The organism is Janthinobacterium sp. SUN026, assembly GCF_030397625.1.
Taxonomy (GTDB): Bacteria; Pseudomonadota; Gammaproteobacteria; order Burkholderiales; family Burkholderiaceae_D; genus Janthinobacterium; species Janthinobacterium kumbetense.
The window spans coordinates 175,028-193,645 of sequence record NZ_JAPQNU010000007.1 but is presented as its reverse complement, the minus strand read 5'-3'; the positions used below and the strand labels follow the sequence as shown (position 1 = coordinate 193,645).

The 18,618-nt window shown below is 62.7% G+C and carries 13 protein-coding genes; all 13 read left to right on the top strand.

What is annotated here, in order from left to right; all coding sequences use genetic code 11:
- Positions 1–9: 9 nt before the first annotated feature.
- The 13 genes from OX459_RS25455 to mlaE all read left to right on the top strand — a co-directional run bounded on the left by OX459_RS25455 (position 10) and on the right by mlaE (position 18,608).
- Positions 10–420 carry a biopolymer transporter ExbD gene (locus OX459_RS25455; RefSeq protein WP_034753784.1) on the top strand — a complete coding sequence of 137 codons (411 nt, stop codon included), beginning with the start codon at positions 10–12 and terminating at the stop codon, positions 418–420.
- Between the two features lie 10 nt (positions 421–430).
- Complete coding sequence (locus OX459_RS25450) at positions 431–1,147, top strand: energy transducer TonB (RefSeq protein ID WP_289900556.1); 717 nt, start codon at positions 431–433, stop codon at positions 1,145–1,147.
- A gap of 37 nt (positions 1,148–1,184) precedes the next feature.
- Entirely contained in the window at positions 1,185–2,918 is a 1,734-nt protein-coding gene (locus OX459_RS25445) for a putative porin (RefSeq protein WP_289907040.1), read from the top strand.
- 9 nt (positions 2,919–2,927) lie between these two features.
- Positions 2,928–3,623: a hypothetical protein gene (locus OX459_RS25440; protein ID WP_289907039.1), complete on the top strand. Its 696-nt coding sequence runs from the start codon at positions 2,928–2,930 to the stop codon at positions 3,621–3,623.
- A gap of 29 nt (positions 3,624–3,652) precedes the next feature.
- Entirely contained in the window at positions 3,653–4,141 is a 489-nt protein-coding gene (locus OX459_RS25435; RefSeq protein WP_230523257.1) for a YbjN domain-containing protein, read from the top strand.
- Positions 4,142–4,349: 208 nt separating this feature from the next.
- A complete protein-coding gene (locus tag OX459_RS25430; RefSeq protein ID WP_251351534.1) occupies positions 4,350–7,454 on the top strand; it encodes a DEAD/DEAH box helicase in 3,105 nt (1,034 codons plus the stop codon).
- A 49-nt stretch (positions 7,455–7,503) separates the two neighbouring features.
- Positions 7,504–8,640, top strand: coding sequence for a HAMP domain-containing sensor histidine kinase (locus OX459_RS25425; RefSeq protein ID WP_289907038.1), 1,137 nt, complete (start codon positions 7,504–7,506; stop codon positions 8,638–8,640).
- A gap of 138 nt (positions 8,641–8,778) precedes the next feature.
- Positions 8,779–9,459, top strand: coding sequence for a response regulator transcription factor (locus tag OX459_RS25420; protein ID WP_034753797.1), 681 nt, complete (start codon positions 8,779–8,781; stop codon positions 9,457–9,459).
- A 155-nt stretch (positions 9,460–9,614) separates the two neighbouring features.
- Positions 9,615–10,322 carry a transposase gene (locus OX459_RS25415; RefSeq protein ID WP_099666073.1) on the top strand — a complete coding sequence of 236 codons (708 nt, stop codon included), beginning with the start codon at positions 9,615–9,617 and terminating at the stop codon, positions 10,320–10,322.
- A 194-nt stretch (positions 10,323–10,516) separates the two neighbouring features.
- The gene (locus tag OX459_RS25410) at positions 10,517–15,217 is read left to right on the top strand and encodes a glutamate synthase-related protein (protein ID WP_099666074.1); all 4,701 of its coding nucleotides are present in this window, start codon (positions 10,517–10,519) and stop codon (positions 15,215–15,217) included.
- 79 nt (positions 15,218–15,296) lie between these two features.
- Positions 15,297–16,760, top strand: a complete 1,464-nt coding sequence (locus tag OX459_RS25405) for a glutamate synthase subunit beta (RefSeq protein ID WP_070257787.1) — start codon at positions 15,297–15,299, stop codon at positions 16,758–16,760.
- 259 nt (positions 16,761–17,019) lie between these two features.
- Positions 17,020–17,829: an ABC transporter ATP-binding protein gene (locus tag OX459_RS25400; RefSeq protein WP_034753922.1), complete on the top strand. Its 810-nt coding sequence runs from the start codon at positions 17,020–17,022 to the stop codon at positions 17,827–17,829.
- Positions 17,826–18,608 (top strand): lipid asymmetry maintenance ABC transporter permease subunit MlaE, encoded by a 783-nt coding sequence (gene mlaE, locus OX459_RS25395; protein ID WP_034780952.1) that lies wholly within the window; start codon positions 17,826–17,828, stop codon positions 18,606–18,608. Before OX459_RS25400 ends, mlaE begins: the two co-directional genes overlap by 4 nt.
- The last annotated feature ends 10 nt before the right edge of the window (positions 18,609–18,618 follow it).

The window sequence follows — 18,618 nt, the reverse complement described above, 5'->3', positions numbered from 1 at the left end:
CGCATAACCATGGCCACCTCCGCCAAGTTTACCCCCCGCAAGCGTAGCGGCGGCATCAACATCACGCCCTTCGTCGACGTGCTGCTGGTGGTGCTGGTGATCTTCATCCTGACCAGCAATGCCAGCATTCCCGGCATCAAGGTCGACCTGCCCAAGGCCAGTTCGGCCATGGCGCTGGAAAAACCGAAGACCAAGGCCATCACCATCGACAACGCGGGCCAGGTCTTCCTCGACGCCTATCCCGTCACCTTGCCCGAGCTGGAAGAGCGCTTGCGCACGGAAAAGGCCCTGACGCCCGACTTCCCCGTGATCGTGCGCGGTGATGCCGCCGTGCAATACGCGAAAGTGGTCGAAGTGCTGGACTTGCTGCGCCGCATAGACCTGAACCAGGTGGGCCTGGTGACCGGCAAGCCGGCATGAGGAGCGCAAGGTGAAGCGTGACGACATGATGAAGATGGCTGCCTCGGAACCGTCGGGCGCGGCGCAGTGGTGGCGCCGCTGGGGCGGCGTGGCCGGCGGTGCGCTGCTGGCCGGCGCGCTGGCCGCGCTGGTCTGGTATTTGCTGTCGGACACGGCCGCGACCAAGCGCGAAGTGGCGGCCCCGCCGATGCTGATGCTGCCCCCTCCGCCGCCACCGCCGCCGGAACCGGAAAAACTGCCGGAACCGACGCCCGACAAGGTGGTGCCGGAAGTGTCGGAGCCGGAACCGACGCCGGCCGACAAGCCCATGGATGACGCGCCGGAAAGCCCGTCGCCGGACAAGGGCGACCCCGTCACCATCGACGGCGCGGCGCAGGCCGGCAGCGACGCCTTCGGCATCCAGGCCGGACGCGGCGGCGGCATGACGGGCGGCGGCGGTGGCGGCGGACTCGGCGCGGGATCGTATGGCCGCTATGTCGCCAACGCGCTGCAGCTGGCCTTTGCCCGCGATCCGCGCACGCGCCAGCTGGCGTTTGCCGACATCCGCGTCGACCTGTGGCTCGATACGGAAGGCAGGACGACGAAAGTGCAGCTGGTGCAAGGCACGGGCAATGCGCAGACGGACGAGCAAGTGCTGGCCATGGTGCGCGACTTCCGCGCCGACGAGCGGCCGCCGGCGTCCCTGCGTTTCCCGGCCCGCGTTTCCATTAAAGGCCGCCGGCCATAGCGCCCCCAATTCATATTAATTTTTTTCGAGAGAAACAATGAATTCCTTATTTTCTTCCCCACAGCGCCTGCGCCGCCTTCCGCTGGCGCTCGCTGCCCTGGCCCTGAGCGTGGCGGCAGGCGCCGTGCAAGCGCAAGCACCGGCCGACAGCACCATGGTCAAACTGATCCGCGGCCTGATCCAGAGCGGCGCCCTCAACAAGGATGCCGGCGAAGCGCTGCTGGCGCAGGCGCAAAGCGAAGCGCTGGCCGCCGCGCAAGCCCGTCCGGCGGCAGCGCCGGCGGCCCTGGCGCAGGTACAGCCGGGCGACGTGCGCGTGCCGTACATTTCGCAAACCGTGCGCGAGCAGATCCGCGACGAAATCAAGGGACAAGTGTTGGCCGAGGCGAAGGCGGGCGGCTGGGCGGCGCCGAATGAAACGCCGGCCTGGACCAAGCGCATCCGCGTGGAAGGCGACGTGCGCGCGCGCTACGAATCGCGCTATTACGACATGGCCAACAGCAATATCGAGATCGACTGGCGCTCGCTCAACAGCGGCAGCGGCTACGACGTCAATTCGAACACCAACCTGGCCTTGCCAGCGTTGCTGAACACGCGCGAAGACCGCAAGCACTTGCTGCGCGCGCGCGCCCGCCTGGGCATCCTGGCCGACATTTCCGACAGCACGCAGGCAGGCATCCGCCTGGCCAGCGGCAACGACGACAGCCCCGTGTCCACCACGCAAACCCTGGGCGGCGGCCTGGGCAAGAAAAACATCTGGCTGGACCAGGCTTGGCTGTCCTACCAGCCCGCTTCCTGGCTGAAACTGACGGCGGGCCGCTTCGACAATCCGTTTGTTTCCAGTGATGAATTGTTTTCCAGCGAACTCAATTTCGACGGCATCGCCGCCAAGGTGCAGCAACCGGTGGGTGACAGCAAGGATGTCACCGTGTTCGGCACCCTGGGCCTGATTCCGCTCGAGTATTCGTCCGACAATGCGCCTAGCCGCAGCCAGGCAAAAATGTCCAGCGAAAACAAATGGCTGCTGGGCGCGCAAGTGGGCGCGTCGTGGAAGATCAATAGCGACCACCAATTGCGCGGCGCGCTGGCCTACTACAACTTCCGCAACATCAGCGGCGAGTATTCGCAGCCGTGCGCGCTGTATGCGGGCGCCGATGGCTGCAACACGGACTGGTCGCGTCCGTCGAGCATGCAAAAGGGTAACAGTTTGATGTTGTTGCGCAATATCGCCCTGAATCCGCTGGACCCGGCGAACACGCCGCAGCCGCAATTCGTGGGCCTGGCGTCGAAATTCCGCCTGGCCAACCTGAATGCGCGCTGGGATAGCAAGGTGGCCGGCGGCACGGACTTGCGCATCGAAGGCGATTATGTGCGCAACATGGCCTACGACAAGAACGAAATGTGGGCGCGCGCCAAGGGCGGCATCATGAACAATTTCGGCGGCACGGGCGGCGTGTCGCAAGCCGATTTCCGGAGCGGCGGCAATGCCTACATGCTGCAGGCAACCCTGGGCAAGGCGAACCCGGCGGCGCGCGGCGACTGGAACGTTTTACTGGGCTACAAGCGCATCGAACCGGATGCCTTGCCTGACGCTTACAACGATTCCACCTTCCACCTGGGCGGCACGAATGCGCGCGGCTACTACCTGGGCGGCGCATATGCGCTCGACAAGAATACCTGGCTGAACGGCCGCTGGACGTCGAGTCGCGAAGTGTTCGGTTCGGCACTGTCGATCGACACCCTGCAAATCGAATTGAACGCGCGTTTTTAAGGAGCCATGATGTTGATATCCAACAAAATGCGCGTGCCGCTACTGTTGCTGAGCTTGCTGGCCGCCGGCACCGCCCAGGCGCAGGGACAGAAGGGCCAGAGCATGGAAGAGCGCCTGCGCGCCGAGTTGCGCAATGTCACGGCGCAACTGCAGCAGACGCGCGGCGAGCTGGAATTGCTGAAAGCCAAGGGCGCACCTGCCGCCAAGGCGGCGCCCGTCGCCGCGCCTGCCAGCGATGGCTTGAAAAAGGAACTGGCGCGCAGCCAGTCGCAACTGGCGCAGGAGCGCGCGCAACGGGAAAAACTGGGCGAGCAGCAACAGCGCAGCGCCGCCGCCGCGCAAGAGGCAAGCGCCAGCCTGGCGCAGTACCGCCAGGCCAGCGAACAGCTGGCCGCCACGGGCAAGCAGCTGGAAGCGGAGCGCGCGCGCCTCGACGGCGAAGTGGCGTCGCAGCGGGGCGCCCTGGCGCGCTGCGAAAGCAAGAATGCCCAGCTGTATGCGGCCGGGCAGGAAATCCTGCAAGCGTATGAAGGGCTCGACGTGCTGGACGTCATGAAGGCACGCCAGCCGTTCGCCGCGCAAAGCCGGGTCAAGCTGGAGCAAATCGCCCAGCAGTACGGCGACCAGCTGTACCAGGGCCGCTTTGATGCGCGTCAAACGGAAGCGGCAGCAACGCCGGCCGCCCCCGCGCCGGCCCCCCAATAATTTTACTTTTTGAAATGAATGGAATGACGATGGAAAACACGAATAGCTTGCTGACCACCCTGAATGCGGAACAAACGGCCGAAGCCATCAAGGCGGCCGGCTGCGCCGTCACCAGCATCGAACACGACGGTGTTGTGCGCCTGCACAGCGCCAGCCATGGCATCGGCTTTCAGGTGCTGTGGGGCAATGAAGCATCGCCTGGCCAGTATGCGGACCTGACCCTGAGCTGCCCGCTGCGCGTGCAGGGCGGCGACTTGCCGGCCGGCTTGCTGGCCGAATGGCACCGCAGCAAGCGTTTTGCCCGCGTGGCCCAGCATGGCGATTTCGTCGTGCTGGAAATGGATGTGCTGGTCGCCGGCGGCGTCAGCCGCGAGTACCTGAATATCAATCTGCAACTGTGGACGCAGATGATGGGTCAGTTCTTCTTGTTTTTGCGCAACTTTACGCCGGCCGATACGAGCACCGCTCCGCTCGTCGAAGCCGCCAACGTGGCAGAAGAAGAAACTGTGCCGGCCTGACAAGCGGGCCAACGGCGGCAAAAAAGGCCCGTGACGGGCCTTTTTTGCCGTCTGCGGGTCCCAAGTGTCGTATTAAATACTTATTTTTTAGGCATCGCGCATTAAAACTGCTCAAAGAGCGTGTGTGAATCAAGCCAGCAACGGCTGTATGGCGGATAATATTGCCTGTTGCCGATTTGGATACGACCTTTACACAAAAATGCGCCCCATGGATTTTACCCGCGACGAAACCAGTGAAACCCCAGTTGCCCCGGCCAGCGCGCCGGGAGCGCCTTTGCCGTATGCCGTCGCCACCTGGCTGCAGCGGGTGGAGGCAGCCGCCCATCCGAAAGCCGTGCTGAGCATTGCCGAACCGGACCCCAAACTCAACCAGCATCGATTGATCTACGTGCTGGCGCCCACCAGCGGTGGCCGCCACGTGGCCCTGTGCCTGTACAAGGCGCGGCTGCGGCCGAACGGCGACGTGGCGGCGGCGTCCCCCATCAGCGAAATCTTTTCCCTGCTGTCGGCGCCCCCCACGTTCCTGACGCCAGCCGACGAAGACCTCGTGCGTTTCTTCGTGGCCATGCGCAGCGGGCAGAATTCGCAGACGGGCAGCGCCACGGAGCCGAAGGGCAAGGTGGGCGCGGCCCTGCTGAAAATGCTGGCCGAGCAGGATAAATTGTTGTGGGCCAATTCCTGGGCCGACGTCGGCAATGGCCTCGTGTACCCGTTGAAGGAAGGTCCCGTGCGTCCCGCGCGCCTGTTCTGGCGCGACGAAGGCAAGACCATGCGCCTGGGCTGGCAAGTGGACCCGCCGGAAGGCGCGAAGCACCATGGCGCCGACCAGATCGACTACATGCTGCCCACGGATCCGCCGTGGTACATCGACAACCTGTCGTGCGGCGTGCTGGAACTGAACCAGGGCGGCTCCGACATTTCCCTGGCCGACTTGCAGGCGCTGGTGGCGCAGGCGCCGCCCCTGAACGCGAACGACAAGGTGCGCGTGTCGCAACTGCTGCTGGCGCAGGGCTTGCAGCATTTGATGCCGCTGCCGCAACCGTTGCCGCAGCGCTTGCGCAAGGACGTGCCGGCGCAACCGGTCTTGCTGTTAGACAGCGCCATGCTGGCCGATGGCGGCGCGCAGCGCTGGAGCGACTTCGCCGTGCTGTCCTATGACTACGATGGTGAAAGAGTCTCGTTCGACCCGTCGCAGCGCGTGGTGCGGCAAGTGGGTGACGTGACGGAAATTATCCAGAGAAACACCGTCGATGAAGCGCGCGCGCTGGCGACGTTGGCTGAGCTGCAATTCAAGAAGCCGGGCTCGGCCCCCTTGAGCGGCTTGAAGGGCGCCTTGCAACTGCCTTCCCAGGCGGAATGGCTGCGTTTTGCCGAGTCCGGCATCGATGCCTTGCTGGCGCAGGGCTGGATCGTGGAAAAGACGGCCAAGTACCGCTATGACGTGAGCGACGTGGGCGACTGGTACGCGGAAATCGACGACCAGGACCCGGACAGCGGCAACGCCTGGTTCGAGCTGGAACTGGGCATCGTCGTCAACCACGAGCGCGTGCCGCTGCTGCCCGTGCTGGTGCAGCTGATCCGCAACGCACCCAACGATTTCAACCCGAAAGTCATCGAAGCGCATGCCGACGATGACCAGATGCTGGCGACCTTGTCGGACGGCACCCGTGTGGCCCTGCCGTGGGGCCGCGTGCGTCCCATCCTGAACACGCTGGGGGAACTGTATTTCAGCGACAAGATCAAACATGCGGTGCGCATGTCGACCCTGGACGCGGCGCGCCTGGAAGAGCTGGCGCGCGGCCTGGACATGCAGTGGACGGGCGGCGAGCAGCTGCGCGCCATGGGCCGCAAGCTGAGCCAGTTCGGCGCCGTGCAAAAAGTGGCGGCACCAGCCGGCCTGCAGGCGACCCTGCGCGATTACCAGGCCGATGGCCTGGCGTGGATGCAATTCCTGCGCGACCACGACCTGGCGGGCATCCTGGCCGATGACATGGGCTTAGGAAAAACCGTGCAAACCCTGGCGCATATCCTGGTGGAAAAGGAGGCGGGCCGTTTGACGCATCCGGCGCTGGTGATTGCACCGACGAGTTTGATGGGCAACTGGCAGGACGAGGCGGCAAAATTTGCGCCCGGCTTGAAGGTGTTGCTGCTGCAAGGCAAGGACCGCGCCCAGCAGTTCGACCAGATCGACCAATGCGACCTGGTGCTGACTACCTACGCCCTGTTGCCGCGCGATGAGGAAACCTTGCGCGAGCACGATTTCCACCTCGTCATCCTCGACGAATCGCACTACATCAAGAATACGCGCAGCAAGGCGGCGCAAAGCGCAGGCCTGCTGCGCGCGCGCCACCGCCTGTGCCTGTCCGGCACGCCGCTGGAAAATCACCTGGGCGAGCTGTGGTCGCAATTCCACTTCCTGCTGCCGGGTTTGCTTGGCGACGAGAAGACCTTCAACACCCAGTTCCGCCATCCGATCGAGCGCCAGGATGATCCGCTGCGCCGCATGCTCTTGAATCGCCGCATCAAGCCTTTCCTGCTGCGCCGCACGAAGGACAATGTGGCCAAGGAATTGCCGCCGAAAACGGAAATGGTGCGCAAGGTGGAATTGACGGGGCCGCAGCGGGACCTGTATGAAACCGTGCGTCTTGCGATGGATCAAAAAGTACGCGAAGAAATCGACAAGAAGGGCGTGGCGCGCAGCCAGATCGTCATTCTCGAAGCGTTGCTGAAACTGCGGCAAGTGTGCTGCGACCCCCGCCTCGTGAAATCCTTGCCGGCGAAGAAGCAATCGGCCGGTTCTGCCAAGCTGCTCGACCTGATGCAGATGGTGGAAGACTTGCTCGACGAAGGGCGCAAGATTCTCGTCTTCTCGCAATTTACCAGCATGCTGGAATTGATCGAGGAAGAACTCGAATCGCGCGACATCCCCTACGCCTTGCTGACGGGCGAAACGAAGGACCGGGGCGCGCAAGTGGCGGCCTTCCAGCAGGGCGCCGTGCCGATCTTCCTGATCAGCCTGAAAGCGGGCGGCGTGGGCCTGAACCTGACGGCGGCCGACACGGTCATCCACTACGACCCGTGGTGGAATCCGGCGGCGGAAAACCAGGCCACGGACCGCGCCTGGCGCATCGGCCAGGACAAGCCCGTGTTCGTCTACAAGCTGATCGCCAAGGGCACGCTGGAAGAAAAAATCCAGTTGCTGCAGCAAAAGAAATCGGAGCTGGCGCAATCGATCCTGGCCGAAGGCGAATCGCAAAAGATGGCCCTCACGCAGGAAGACTTGCAGCAGATTTTCGCCCCGCTGGAAGATTAACGTTGCCGCACGCTTATACTTGGCGATTCTTTCTTGCCAGGTATAACGCATGCTGCCCTTCCTGCCCTTTCTTGTATTGCTGCTGGCCGGCGCCATCCTCATGGCGCTGCGCTTCGTCCAGTTGCGCCGCGCCCTGCTGCGCGCGCGGGCGGGCGAAGCGCAATTCCGTCTGCTGGCCGAACACGGCCGCGACGCGGCCTTCCTGCTCGACGCCGCCACCCTCGAATTGATCTATATCAGTCCCGCCGCGCAGCGCCTGACGGGCCACGACTTGCCCGCCTTGCGCGCGCACGCGGCGCAGCTGGCGGCGGACGTGCCGGCCCGGCTGCAGCGCTGGCGCGACGGCGACGCCAGCCGCCTGACCCTGTTGCGCGAAGTGGAATTGCCGCACGCCGACGGCCACCAGCTGGCCCTGGAAATCCATTCCACCATCGTGCCCGCGGCGGCAGGGCGGGGCGTGACCCTGGCGGGGACCTTGCGCGACGTCAGCGCCGTCCAGGCGCAGGAAGCTGAGCGGGAAAAGGAGCAGAAGCGCTTCGCCTCGATGCTGTCGCATGAATTCCGCACGCCGCTGGCCACCATCGACGGCGCCATCCAGCGCCTCGTCTCGACGTCCACCGAGGCGGACGAGGCCACGCGCAAGCGCTACGTGAAAATCCAGACGGCCGTCGACCGTTTGTTAGGCATGATCGACGACTATTTGTCGCCCGAACGCATGGCGGCCATCGGCCGCGAGCGGGCCGCCGACGGCATCGCGCCGCTGGCCTTGCTGCAGCAGGCGGCCGCCACCGTGCCTGTCAGCCACCGCGTGCAGCTGGAACTCGACGAAGACTTGCCGGCCAGGTTGCGTTGCGACGTGCCCGGCATGGCCCTGTGCCTGAAAATCCTGCTGGACAACGCCGTCAAGTTCAGCCCGCCGGGCAGCGTCATCACCTTGTCGGCCAGGCTGGTGCCCGAGGGCGGCGTGGCGCTGTGCGTGCGCGATGCGGGGCCCGGCTTGCGGGAAGAAGAACTGGCGCAGCTGTTCGCAAAAGGTTTCCGTGGAACTAATGCCACGCATCCGGGCGCGGGCCTGGGCCTGTACATGGCGCGCGCCGTGGTGGACGTGCATGGCGGGAGTTTGCAGGGGCATAATCTGCCCGAAGGCGGGGCACTTTTCCGCATTTGGCTGCCGCTTCCTGTCTAGACAAGGAAAAGCCTTGCTTCCGCTGAAGGCAACCGTGATAATTCCTTGACGTAAACCTATTGTGCCGTCCATCATGGTGTAGAAGTGCATGGCATGGTTTGCCCTCGGTGTGCTCACTAACGGAAGAATGGCGTAGCAATGACGAAAATACTGATCGTCGAAGACAATCTCGACTACGCCGAAGACATGGCGGAGTTCCTCGTTGAGCTCGAACACGAAGTCCATATCACCAGCTCCGCTGGCGGTATGTGGACGGCGTTGAGCCATGGCAATGTCGGCGTGGTCGTACTGGACCTGGGTTTGCCCGATGAAGACGGCTTCAACGTCATCCCCCGCATGCGCCAGCTGTATCCGCAAATCGGCGTGCTGGTGCTGACGGGGCGCGTCGCCTTCGACAGCCGCATCCTGGGCTTGCGCCTGGGCGCCGACCACTATCTGACCAAGCCGATCAAATTCCCCGAACTGGCGGCGCACATCGAAGCGCTCGACCGCCGCGTCGGGCCGCAAGATCCTGTACCCGAGCCGGGCAAGTGGACGTTGAAAGTAAGCGCTCGCCAACTTGAGTTGATGGGCGCCGTCATCGCCTTGACGGAAAAGGAATTCAACTTCCTGCACTTGCTCACCATTAATACCCGTCCCGTGCCGCGCGACGTCATCGTGGCCGGCATGGGGGGCGAAGATCCCGATGCGGGCCGCCGGGTCGACATGCTCGTGTATCGTTTGCGCAAGAAAGCCAAGACGGGCCTGGGCCAGGACTTGCCGCTGCGCAGCGCGTATGGCGAAGGCTACAGCCTGTCGGCCAGTTTTAACCTGTCCTGATGACCTTGTTGCGCCGCCCGCAAGTGGCCGGCGCAATAAAAGGGACAGAGTCAGTCGCTTTTTTCCACATTCCAAATAAAACAGGGACAGAGTCGCTCCTTGCGCGCGCAAGTGTGTAAAATCAAGGTCTTAGCCTTCTTTTTACCGATTCTGCCATGGCCCGTTTGCCCCGCCTCATCATTCCAGCACTGCCCCATTACGTGATTCAGCGCGGCAGCAACCGCCAACCCGTGTTCCAGGACGCGGCGGACTACGCGCAATTCCTGTCCTGGCTGAAAACGGGGGCGAAAATGTTCAAGGTGGCCATCCACGCCTATGTTTTATTGCCTGATCAGCTACATTTGCTGGCCACGCCGGCCGATGCGACGGGCCTGGGACAGCTGATGCAGTGGCTGGGGCGCTATTACGTGCCGTATTTCAACCAGAAATACGGCCGCGAAGGCGCCTTGTGGCAGGGACGCTACAAAACTTCCGTCATCGATCCCGACAATTTCTTCCTCACGTGCTGCCGCTACCTGGAATGCGTGCCTGTGCAAACGGGCCTGGCGGGCCAGGCGCTCGATTACAGCTGGTCCAGCTATGCCCACCATGCGGGCGTGCGTCCCGATCCCGTCATCACCGACCATGCGCTGTACTGGGCGCTGGGCAACACGCCGTTCGACCGCGAGGCGGCGTATCTGCGCCTGTTCGAGCAAGGCCTGGGCAGCAGCCAGGTGAAAGTGGTGGAACAGGCTGTATTGAAGGGCTGGCCGCTGGGTTCCGACGCTTTCAAGCAGGCGCTGGAGCAGAAAATGCAGCGGCAAGTGCTGCCTGCCAAGCGGGGCCGTCCCCGCAAAATCGTGGCCGACGCGGCCGCCAATTAAAAAGCATTCGCATTTAAAACAAAAAATGGTTCCTTTCCGCGCTTTTATTGAAATCCCTACGACTATGTCCCTATTAAATTTTTAGAGCGACAGAATCGAATTTAATTCGACTCCGACCCTAATTATTGTAGTTGAGTTTTTTGTTGCGTTGCACTACTCTAGTTTTTCGATAGTCATATGCAGCGGAGAAGCCCATGAAAGCGCAAGGCCTGTACGACCCAGCCAATGAACACGATGCCTGCGGCGTCGGTTTCGTCGCCCATATCAAGGGCAACAAGACCCATTCGATCGTCGAACAGGGTTTGCTGATTCTGAAAAACCTCGATCACCGGGGCGCCGTGGGCGCCGATGCGCTGATGGGCGATGGCGCCGGCATCCTGATCCAGATTCCCGACCAGTATTACCGCGAAGAAATGGCCAAGCAGGGCGTGGAATTGCCGCCGCCTGGCGAATACGGTGTGGGCATGGTCTTCCTGCCGAAGGAACACGCATCGCGCATCGCGTGCGAACAGGAAATCGAACGGGCCGTGCGCATCGAGGGCCAGGTCGTGCTGGGCTGGCGCAACGTGCCCATCGATACGGACATGCCGATGTCGCCCACCGTGCGCGCCAAGGAACCGGTGATTCGCCAGATTTTCATCGGCCGCGGCCCGGACATCATGGTGACCGACGCGCTCGAGCGCAAACTGTATGTGATCCGCAAATCGTCGGGCCACGCCATCCAGGCCTTGAAACTGCTGCACGGCAAGGAATTCTTCGTGCCGTCGATGTCGGCCCGTACCATCGTCTATAAAGGCCTGCTGCTGGCCGACCAGGTGGGCGTGTACTACAAGGACTTGCAGGATGCGCGCTGCATCTCGGCCCTGGCCCTGGTGCACCAGCGTTTCTCGACGAATACCTTCCCCGAATGGCCGCTGGCCCACCCATACCGCCTGATCGCCCATAACGGCGAGATCAACACGGTGAAAGGCAACTTCAACTGGATGCGCGCGCGCGAAGGCGTGATGAAGTCGGCCGTGCTGGGCGACGACCTGCAAAAGCTGTTCCCGCTGATCTATGAAGGCCAGTCCGACACGGCGTGCTTCGACAATGCGCTGGAACTGCTGCTGATGGCCGGCTATCCGATCGCCCAGGCGATGATGATGATGATTCCGGAAGCGTGGGAAAACCACACGACGATGGATGACAACCGCCGCGCCTTCTATGAATACCACGCGGCCATGATGGAACCGTGGGACGGCCCCGCCGCCATGGCGTTCACGGACGGCCGCCACATCGGCGGCACCCTGGACCGCAACGGCTTGCGCCCGGCCCGCTACATCGTCACGGACGACGACCTGGTGGTGATGGCGTCGGAATCGGGCGTGCTGCCGATTCCCGAGTCGAAGATCATCCAGAAATGGCGCTTGCAGCCTGGCAAGATGTTCCTGATCGACCTGGAAGCGGGCCGCATCATCGACGACCAGGAACTGAAAAACACCTACGCCAACGCCAAGCCATATAAAGCGTGGATCAACTCGGTGCGCATCAAGCTCGACGAGATCAAGCTGGCCGAAGGGCAGGCGAAACAGGACCGCGCCCAGGGCGAAAAAGAGCAGCCATCGTTGCTGGACCGCCAGCAGGCGTTCGGCTACACGCAGGAAGACTTGAAATTCCTCATGGCGCCCATGGCCGTGGCCGGCGAAGAAGCGACGGGCTCGATGGGCAATGACTCGCCGCTGGCCGTCATGTCGAACAAGCTCAAGCCGCTGTATAACTACTTCAAGCAACTGTTCGCGCAAGTGACGAACCCGCCGATCGACCCGATCCGCGAAGCGATGGTGATGTCGCTGGTCTCGTTCATCGGCCCGAAACCGAACTTGCTCGATACCAACAACGTCAACCCGCCGATGCGCCTGGAAGTGGCGCAGCCCGTGCTGGGCTTTGACGACATGGCCCGCTTGCGCAACATCAGCGCTCACACGGGCGGCAAGTTCAAGTCGTACGAGCTGGACATCTGCTACCCGCTGGCCTGGGGCAAGGAAGGCGTGGAAGCGTGCCTGGCCTCGCTGTGCGCGGAAGCCGTCGACGCCGTGAAATCCGGCCACAACATCCTGATCGTCTCGGACCGCGCAATTTGCGCCGACCAGGTGGCGATTCCCGCGCTGCTGGCCACCTCCACCGTGCACCAGCACCTGGTGAGCAAGGGCTTGCGCGCGTCCACCGGTCTCGTCGTGGAAACGGGCTCGGCCCGCGAAACCCACCACTTCGCCTTGCTCGCTGGCTATGGCGCGGAAGCCGTCCACCCGTATCTGGCCATGGAAACCCTGGTCGAGATGGCGCACGGCTTGCCGGGCGACTTGTCGGGCGACAAAGCCATCTACAACTACACCAAGGCAGTGGGCAAAGGCTTGATGAAAGTCATGTCGAAGATGGGCATTTCCACGTATATGTCGTACTGCGGCGCGCAAATCTTCGAAGCCATCGGCTTGAACAAGTCGCTGGTGGACAAATACTTCAAGGGCACGGCCTCGAACGTGGAAGGCATCGGCGTGTTTGAAGTGGCGGAAGAAGCGCTGCGCCTGCATGCGCTGGCTTTCGGCAACGATCCCGTGCTGGTGGACAAGCTCGACGCGGGCGGCGAATACGCATTCCGCGTGCGCGGCGAAGACCACATGTGGACGCCGGATGCGATTGCGAAATTGCAGCATTCCACGCGCAGCAACAATTTCTCCAGCTATAAAGAGTATGCGCAAATCATCAACGACCAGAGCCGTCGCCACCTGACCCTGCGCGGCTTGTTCGAATTCAAGCTCGACCCGACCAAGGCGATCCCGCTCGACGAAGTGGAGCCGGCCAAGGAAATCGTCAAGCGCTTCGCCACGGGCGCCATGTCGCTCGGTTCCATCAGCACGGAAGCGCACGCGACCCTGGCCGTGGCCATGAACCGTATCGGCGGCAAGTCGAACACGGGCGAAGGCGGCGAAGATCCGAACCGCTACACGCAGGAATTGAAGGGCATCCCCATCCGCCAGGGCGACACCATGGCGTCCGTCGTGGGCGCCGAGCAGATCGTCGTCGATATTCCGCTGCAGGAAGGCGATTCCATGCGTTCGCGCATCAAGCAGGTGGCGTCGGGACGCTTCGGCGTCACGGCTGCCTACCTGAATTCGGCCGACCAGATCCAGATCAAGATGGCGCAGGGCGCGAAACCGGGCGAAGGCGGTCAATTGCCAGGCCATAAAGTGTCCGAATACATCGCCAGCCTGCGCTTTTCCGTGCCGGGCGTGGGCTTGATTTCGCCGCCGCCGCACCACGACATCTATTCGATCGAAGATCTGGCGCAGCTGATCCATGACTTGAAGAACGCCAATCCGCGCGCTTCGATTTCCGTGAAACTGGTGTCGGAAGTGGGCATCGGCACGGTGGCTGCCGGCGTCACGAAGGCGAAAGCCGACCACGTGGTCGTCGCCGGCCACGACGGCGGCACGGGCGCTTCGCCTCTGTCGTCCGTGAAACATGCGGGCACGCCGTGGGAGCTGGGTCTGGCAGAAACGCAACAAACGCTGGTCTTGAACGGCTTGCGCAGCCGCATCCGCGTGCAAGCCGACGGCCAGATGAAGACGGGCCGCGACGTGGTCATCGCCGCCCTGCTGGGCGCCGACGAGATCGGTTTCGCCACGGCGCCGCTGGTGGTCGAAGGCTGCATCATGATGCGCAAATGCCACTTGAATACGTGCCCGGTGGGCGTGGCCACGCAAGATCCGGTGCTGCGCGCCAAGTTTTCGGGCAAGCCCGAGTATGTCGTCAATTACTTCTTCTTCGTTGCCGAGGAAGCCCGTCAATTGATGGCGCAGCTGGGCATCCGCACGTATGACGAACTGATCGGCCGCGTGGACTTGCTCGATAAATCGAAGGCGATTTCGCACTGGAAGGCGCAGGGGCTGGACTTCTCGGCCATCTTCTACAAGCCGGAAACCCCGGATGGTCAGGCCTGTCGCCACGTGGAATTCCAGGACCATGCGCTGGAAAAGGCGCTGGACCACAAGCTGATCGCGCAAGCGCGCGCGGCGCTGGAAAAGGGCGAGCGCGTCTCCTTCATCTCGCCCGTGCGCAACCTGAACCGCACGGTGGGCACCATGCTGTCCGGCGAAGTGGCGAAGAAATACGGCCATGCCGGCTTGCCGGACGACACCATCCACATCCAGCTGCAAGGCACGGCGGGCCAGTCGGCCTGCGCCTTCCTGGCGCACGGCATCACCATCGACCTGGTGGGCGAGGGCAACGATTACGTCGGCAAGGGCTTGTCGGGCGGACGCATCATCGTGCGGCCGAATACGGAATTCCGCGGCTGGGCCGTGGACAACATCATCATCGGCAATACGGTGCTGTACGGCGCCATCGCCGGCGAAGCCTTCTTCAATGGCGTGGCCGGCGAACGCTTTGCCGTGCGCAACTCGGGCGCCACCACGGTGGTCGAGGGCCTGGGCGACCATGGCTGCGAATACATGACGGGCGGCACGGTGGTGGTCCTGGGCAACACGGGACGCAACTTCGCGGCCGGCATGTCGGGCGGCATCGCCTATGTGTATGACCCGGCGGGCGACTTTGCCAGCAAGTGCAACACGGCCATGGTCAGCCTGGACAAGGTCGTCTCCGCGGCGGAACAGCATCTGGACCGCGACGCCTGGCATACGCAGCACCGCGACGGCGTGCCGGAAGCGGATGAAGTCATCCTCAAGCGCCTGATCGAGCGTCACTTCAAGCACACGGGCAGCACCCGCGCCCGCGTCTTGCTGGACGACTGGGCCGCGGCGCGCGGCAAGTTCGTGAAAGTCTTCCCGAACGAATACAAGCGCGCGCTGATTGAAATGGCTGCCGATGCCGCCATGGAAGTCCAAGCCGTCGCCGCCTGAGCCAGCCAAGATCAATCGCATAGAGCAATGACAGGGAGCGGCCCGGCCGCTCCCAGCCAGCAAATACAAAGGAAACATCGTGGGTAAAATTACCGGCTTCATGGAATTCAAGCGCCAGGACGAACACTATCTGGAGCCTGCCGCGCGTCTGAAGAACTACAAGGAATTCGTGCTGCACCTGTCGGACGCGCAAGCGACCGTGCAAGGCGCGCGCTGCATGGATTGCGGCATTCCCTTCTGCACCACGGGTTGTCCCGTGAATAACATCATTCCCGACTGGAATGACCTGGTGTACCGCGGCGCTTACCGCGAAGCGCTCGACATCTTGCATTCGACCAACAACTTCCCGGAATTTACGGGCCGCATCTGCCCGGCGCCGTGCGAATCGGCCTGTACCCTGGGCATCCACGAAGATCCGGTCGGCATCAAGTCGATCGAACATAAAATCATCGACATGGGCTGGGAGCACGGCTGGGTCACGCCGCAGCCTGCCGGTTTTAGTACCGGCAAGAAAGTGGCCATCGTCGGTTCCGGTCCCGCCGGCCTGGCGGCGGCGCAGCAGCTGGCGCGCGCCGGCCACGCCGTCACCGTGTTCGAGAAGAGCGACCGGGTCGGTGGTTTGTTGCGTTATGGCATCCCCGACTTCAAGATGGAAAAGTCGCACATCGACTTGCGCGTGAAACAGATGGAAGCCGAAGGCGTGGTGTTCCGCACCAGCGTACTGGTGGGCAAGGATTTCCCGGCCCACGTCAACAACTGGGCCAAGGAAACCATTTTCCCGGAAGACCTGGAAAAAGAATTCGACGCCGTCATCATGGCCGGCGGCGCCGAGCAGCCGCGCGACTTGCCCGTGCCGGGCCGCGAGCTGAAGGGCGTGCATTTCGCCATGGATTTCCTGCCGCTGCAAAACAAGGTCAACGCGGGCGACAAGCTCAAGGACCAGATCAAGGCCACGGGCAAGCACGTGGTGGTGATCGGCGGCGGCGACACGGGTTCCGACTGCGTCGGCACCTCGAACCGCCATGGCGCCGCCTCGGTGGCCCAGTTCGAACTGATGCCGCAGCCGCCGGAACAGGAAAACAAGCCGCTGGTGTGGCCGTACTGGCCGACCAAGCTGCGCACCTCGTCCTCGCACGAGGAAGGCTGCGAGCGCGACTGGGCCGTGGCCACCAAGCGTTTCGAAGGCAAGGGCGGCAAGGTGGAAAAGCTGATCGCCTGCCGTGTCGAATGGAAAGACGGCAAGATGAGCGAAGTGCCGAACTCGGAATTCGAGATGAAGGCGGACCTGGTCTTCCTGGCCATGGGTTTTGTTTCCCCTGTACAACAGGTGCTGGAAGCGTTCGGCGTCGACACGGATGCGCGCGGCAACGTCAAGGCGACAACAGACGGCGCCGGCTGCTACCAGACCTCGGTGGCCAAGGTATTTGCCGCCGGCGACATGCGCCGTGGCCAGTCGCTGGTGGTGTGGGCCATCCGCGAAGGGCGCCAGTGTGCGCGCGCCGTCGATGAGTTCCTGATGGGGGCTTCCCTGCTGCCGCGCTAATTAACGAGCAATTGTTCGTTTTTTGCCAGGGCCACGGCGCGGAATGCGGCGTGGCCCTTGTTATTTTTACTTGTCAAGTCAACAGCGGTGAACATCGCCGGACAGGGACGCGATGCGCGGGCCAAATTTCCACTACAATATCTGACTTTCGATTCATTAGTGTTGTATTCTTCCCCTTTACGGGGCTGTCCCGAGGGGTGTCTCAGCAGAGGTTGGCGTTTCTGCACTACAATACGCCATTAAAATAGTGAGCTTCGTCGTGCCAAATCTTGTTGAGATCCGTGATTTACACTTTGCCTATGGAGAACGTTCGATTTTATCGGGCCTTCAAATGGATTTCCCACGTGGAAAAGTTGTGGCCGTCATGGGTGGCTCCGGCAGTGGCAAGACGACCGTATTGCGCCTGATCGGCGGGCAGCTGCGTCCCAGTTCCGGCTCCGTGAATGTCGATGGCCAGATCGTGCATACGCTGGGAACCGATGAGCTATATCAACTGCGCCGCAAGATGGGCATGCTGTTCCAGCACGGCGCGTTGTTTACAGACTTGACGGCGTTCGAGAACGTGGCGTTCCCCCTGCGCGAACACACGGATTTGAATGAAGAGCTGATCCGCACCCTGGTGCTGATGAAGCTGCATGCCGTCGGCTTGCGCAATGCGGCGCAATTGAAGCCGGCCGAGATCTCGGGCGGCATGGGCCGCCGCGTCGCGCTGGCGCGCGCCATCGCGCTCGACCCCGAACTGATCATGTACGACGAGCCGTTCGCCGGCCTGGACCCGATTTCCATGGGCGTGACGGCGAATTTGATCCGCAATCTGAACGATGCGCTGGGCTCCACGTCTATCCTGGTATCGCACGATGTGAAGGAGTGTTTCGCCATCGCTGATTATGTCTATTTTCTGTCATCGGGCAAGATTGTGGCGCACGGCACGCCGGCCGAGATGGCCGTGTCGACGCATCCGTACGTCAAGCAGTTCGTCAATGCCGAGGCCGATGGCCCCGTACCGTTCCATTACCCGGGCAAGTCGCTGGCCGACGACCTGGGCTTGCAGGCGGGGGGCGGCCGATGATCGCGCGTTTCCTGGCGGCGATCGGAGCATGGTTGCGCAATTCGGTACAAGACCTCGGCTTTGCCGTGCGTTCGTTTTTCATCATCATCGCCTCGTCGGGCGGCCTGTGGCGCCGTCCGCGCTTGGTGATTGAGCAACTGTTTTTTATCGGTAACCGCTCGCTGGTGATTACCGCCGTCTCCGGCCTGTTTGTCGGCATGGTGCTGGGTTTGCAAGGCTATTACACCCTGACCACGTATGGCGCCGAGCAGTCGCTGGGCTTGCTGGTGGCGCTGTCGCTGACGCGCGAACTGGGCCCGGTCGTCACGGCGCTGCTGTTTGCCGGCCGCGCCGGCACCTCGCTGACGGCGGAAATCGGCCTGATGAAGGCGGGCGAGCAATTGTCGGCCATGGAAATGATGGCCGTGAACCCGATCCAGCGCGTGCTGGCGCCCCGTTTCTGGGCCGGCGTGATCGCCATGCCGATCCTGGGCGCCATCTTCACGGCCGTCGGCATCATCGGCAGCTACCTGGTCGGCGTGGTGCTGATCGGCGTCGATGAAGGCTCGTTCTGGTCGCAGATGCAGGGCGGCGTGGATGTCTGGAAAGAAGTGGGCAATGGCACCATCAAGAGCCTGGTGTTCGGTATTGCGGTGACCTTCATCGCGCTGTTCCAGGGTTACCAGGCACAGCCGACGCCGGAAGACGTGTCCGGCGCCACCACGCGTACGGTGGTCATTTCATCGTTGATGGTGTGGTGGCTCGATTTCATGATGACGGCGTTGATGTTTAGCAAGTAATTGCCAATCA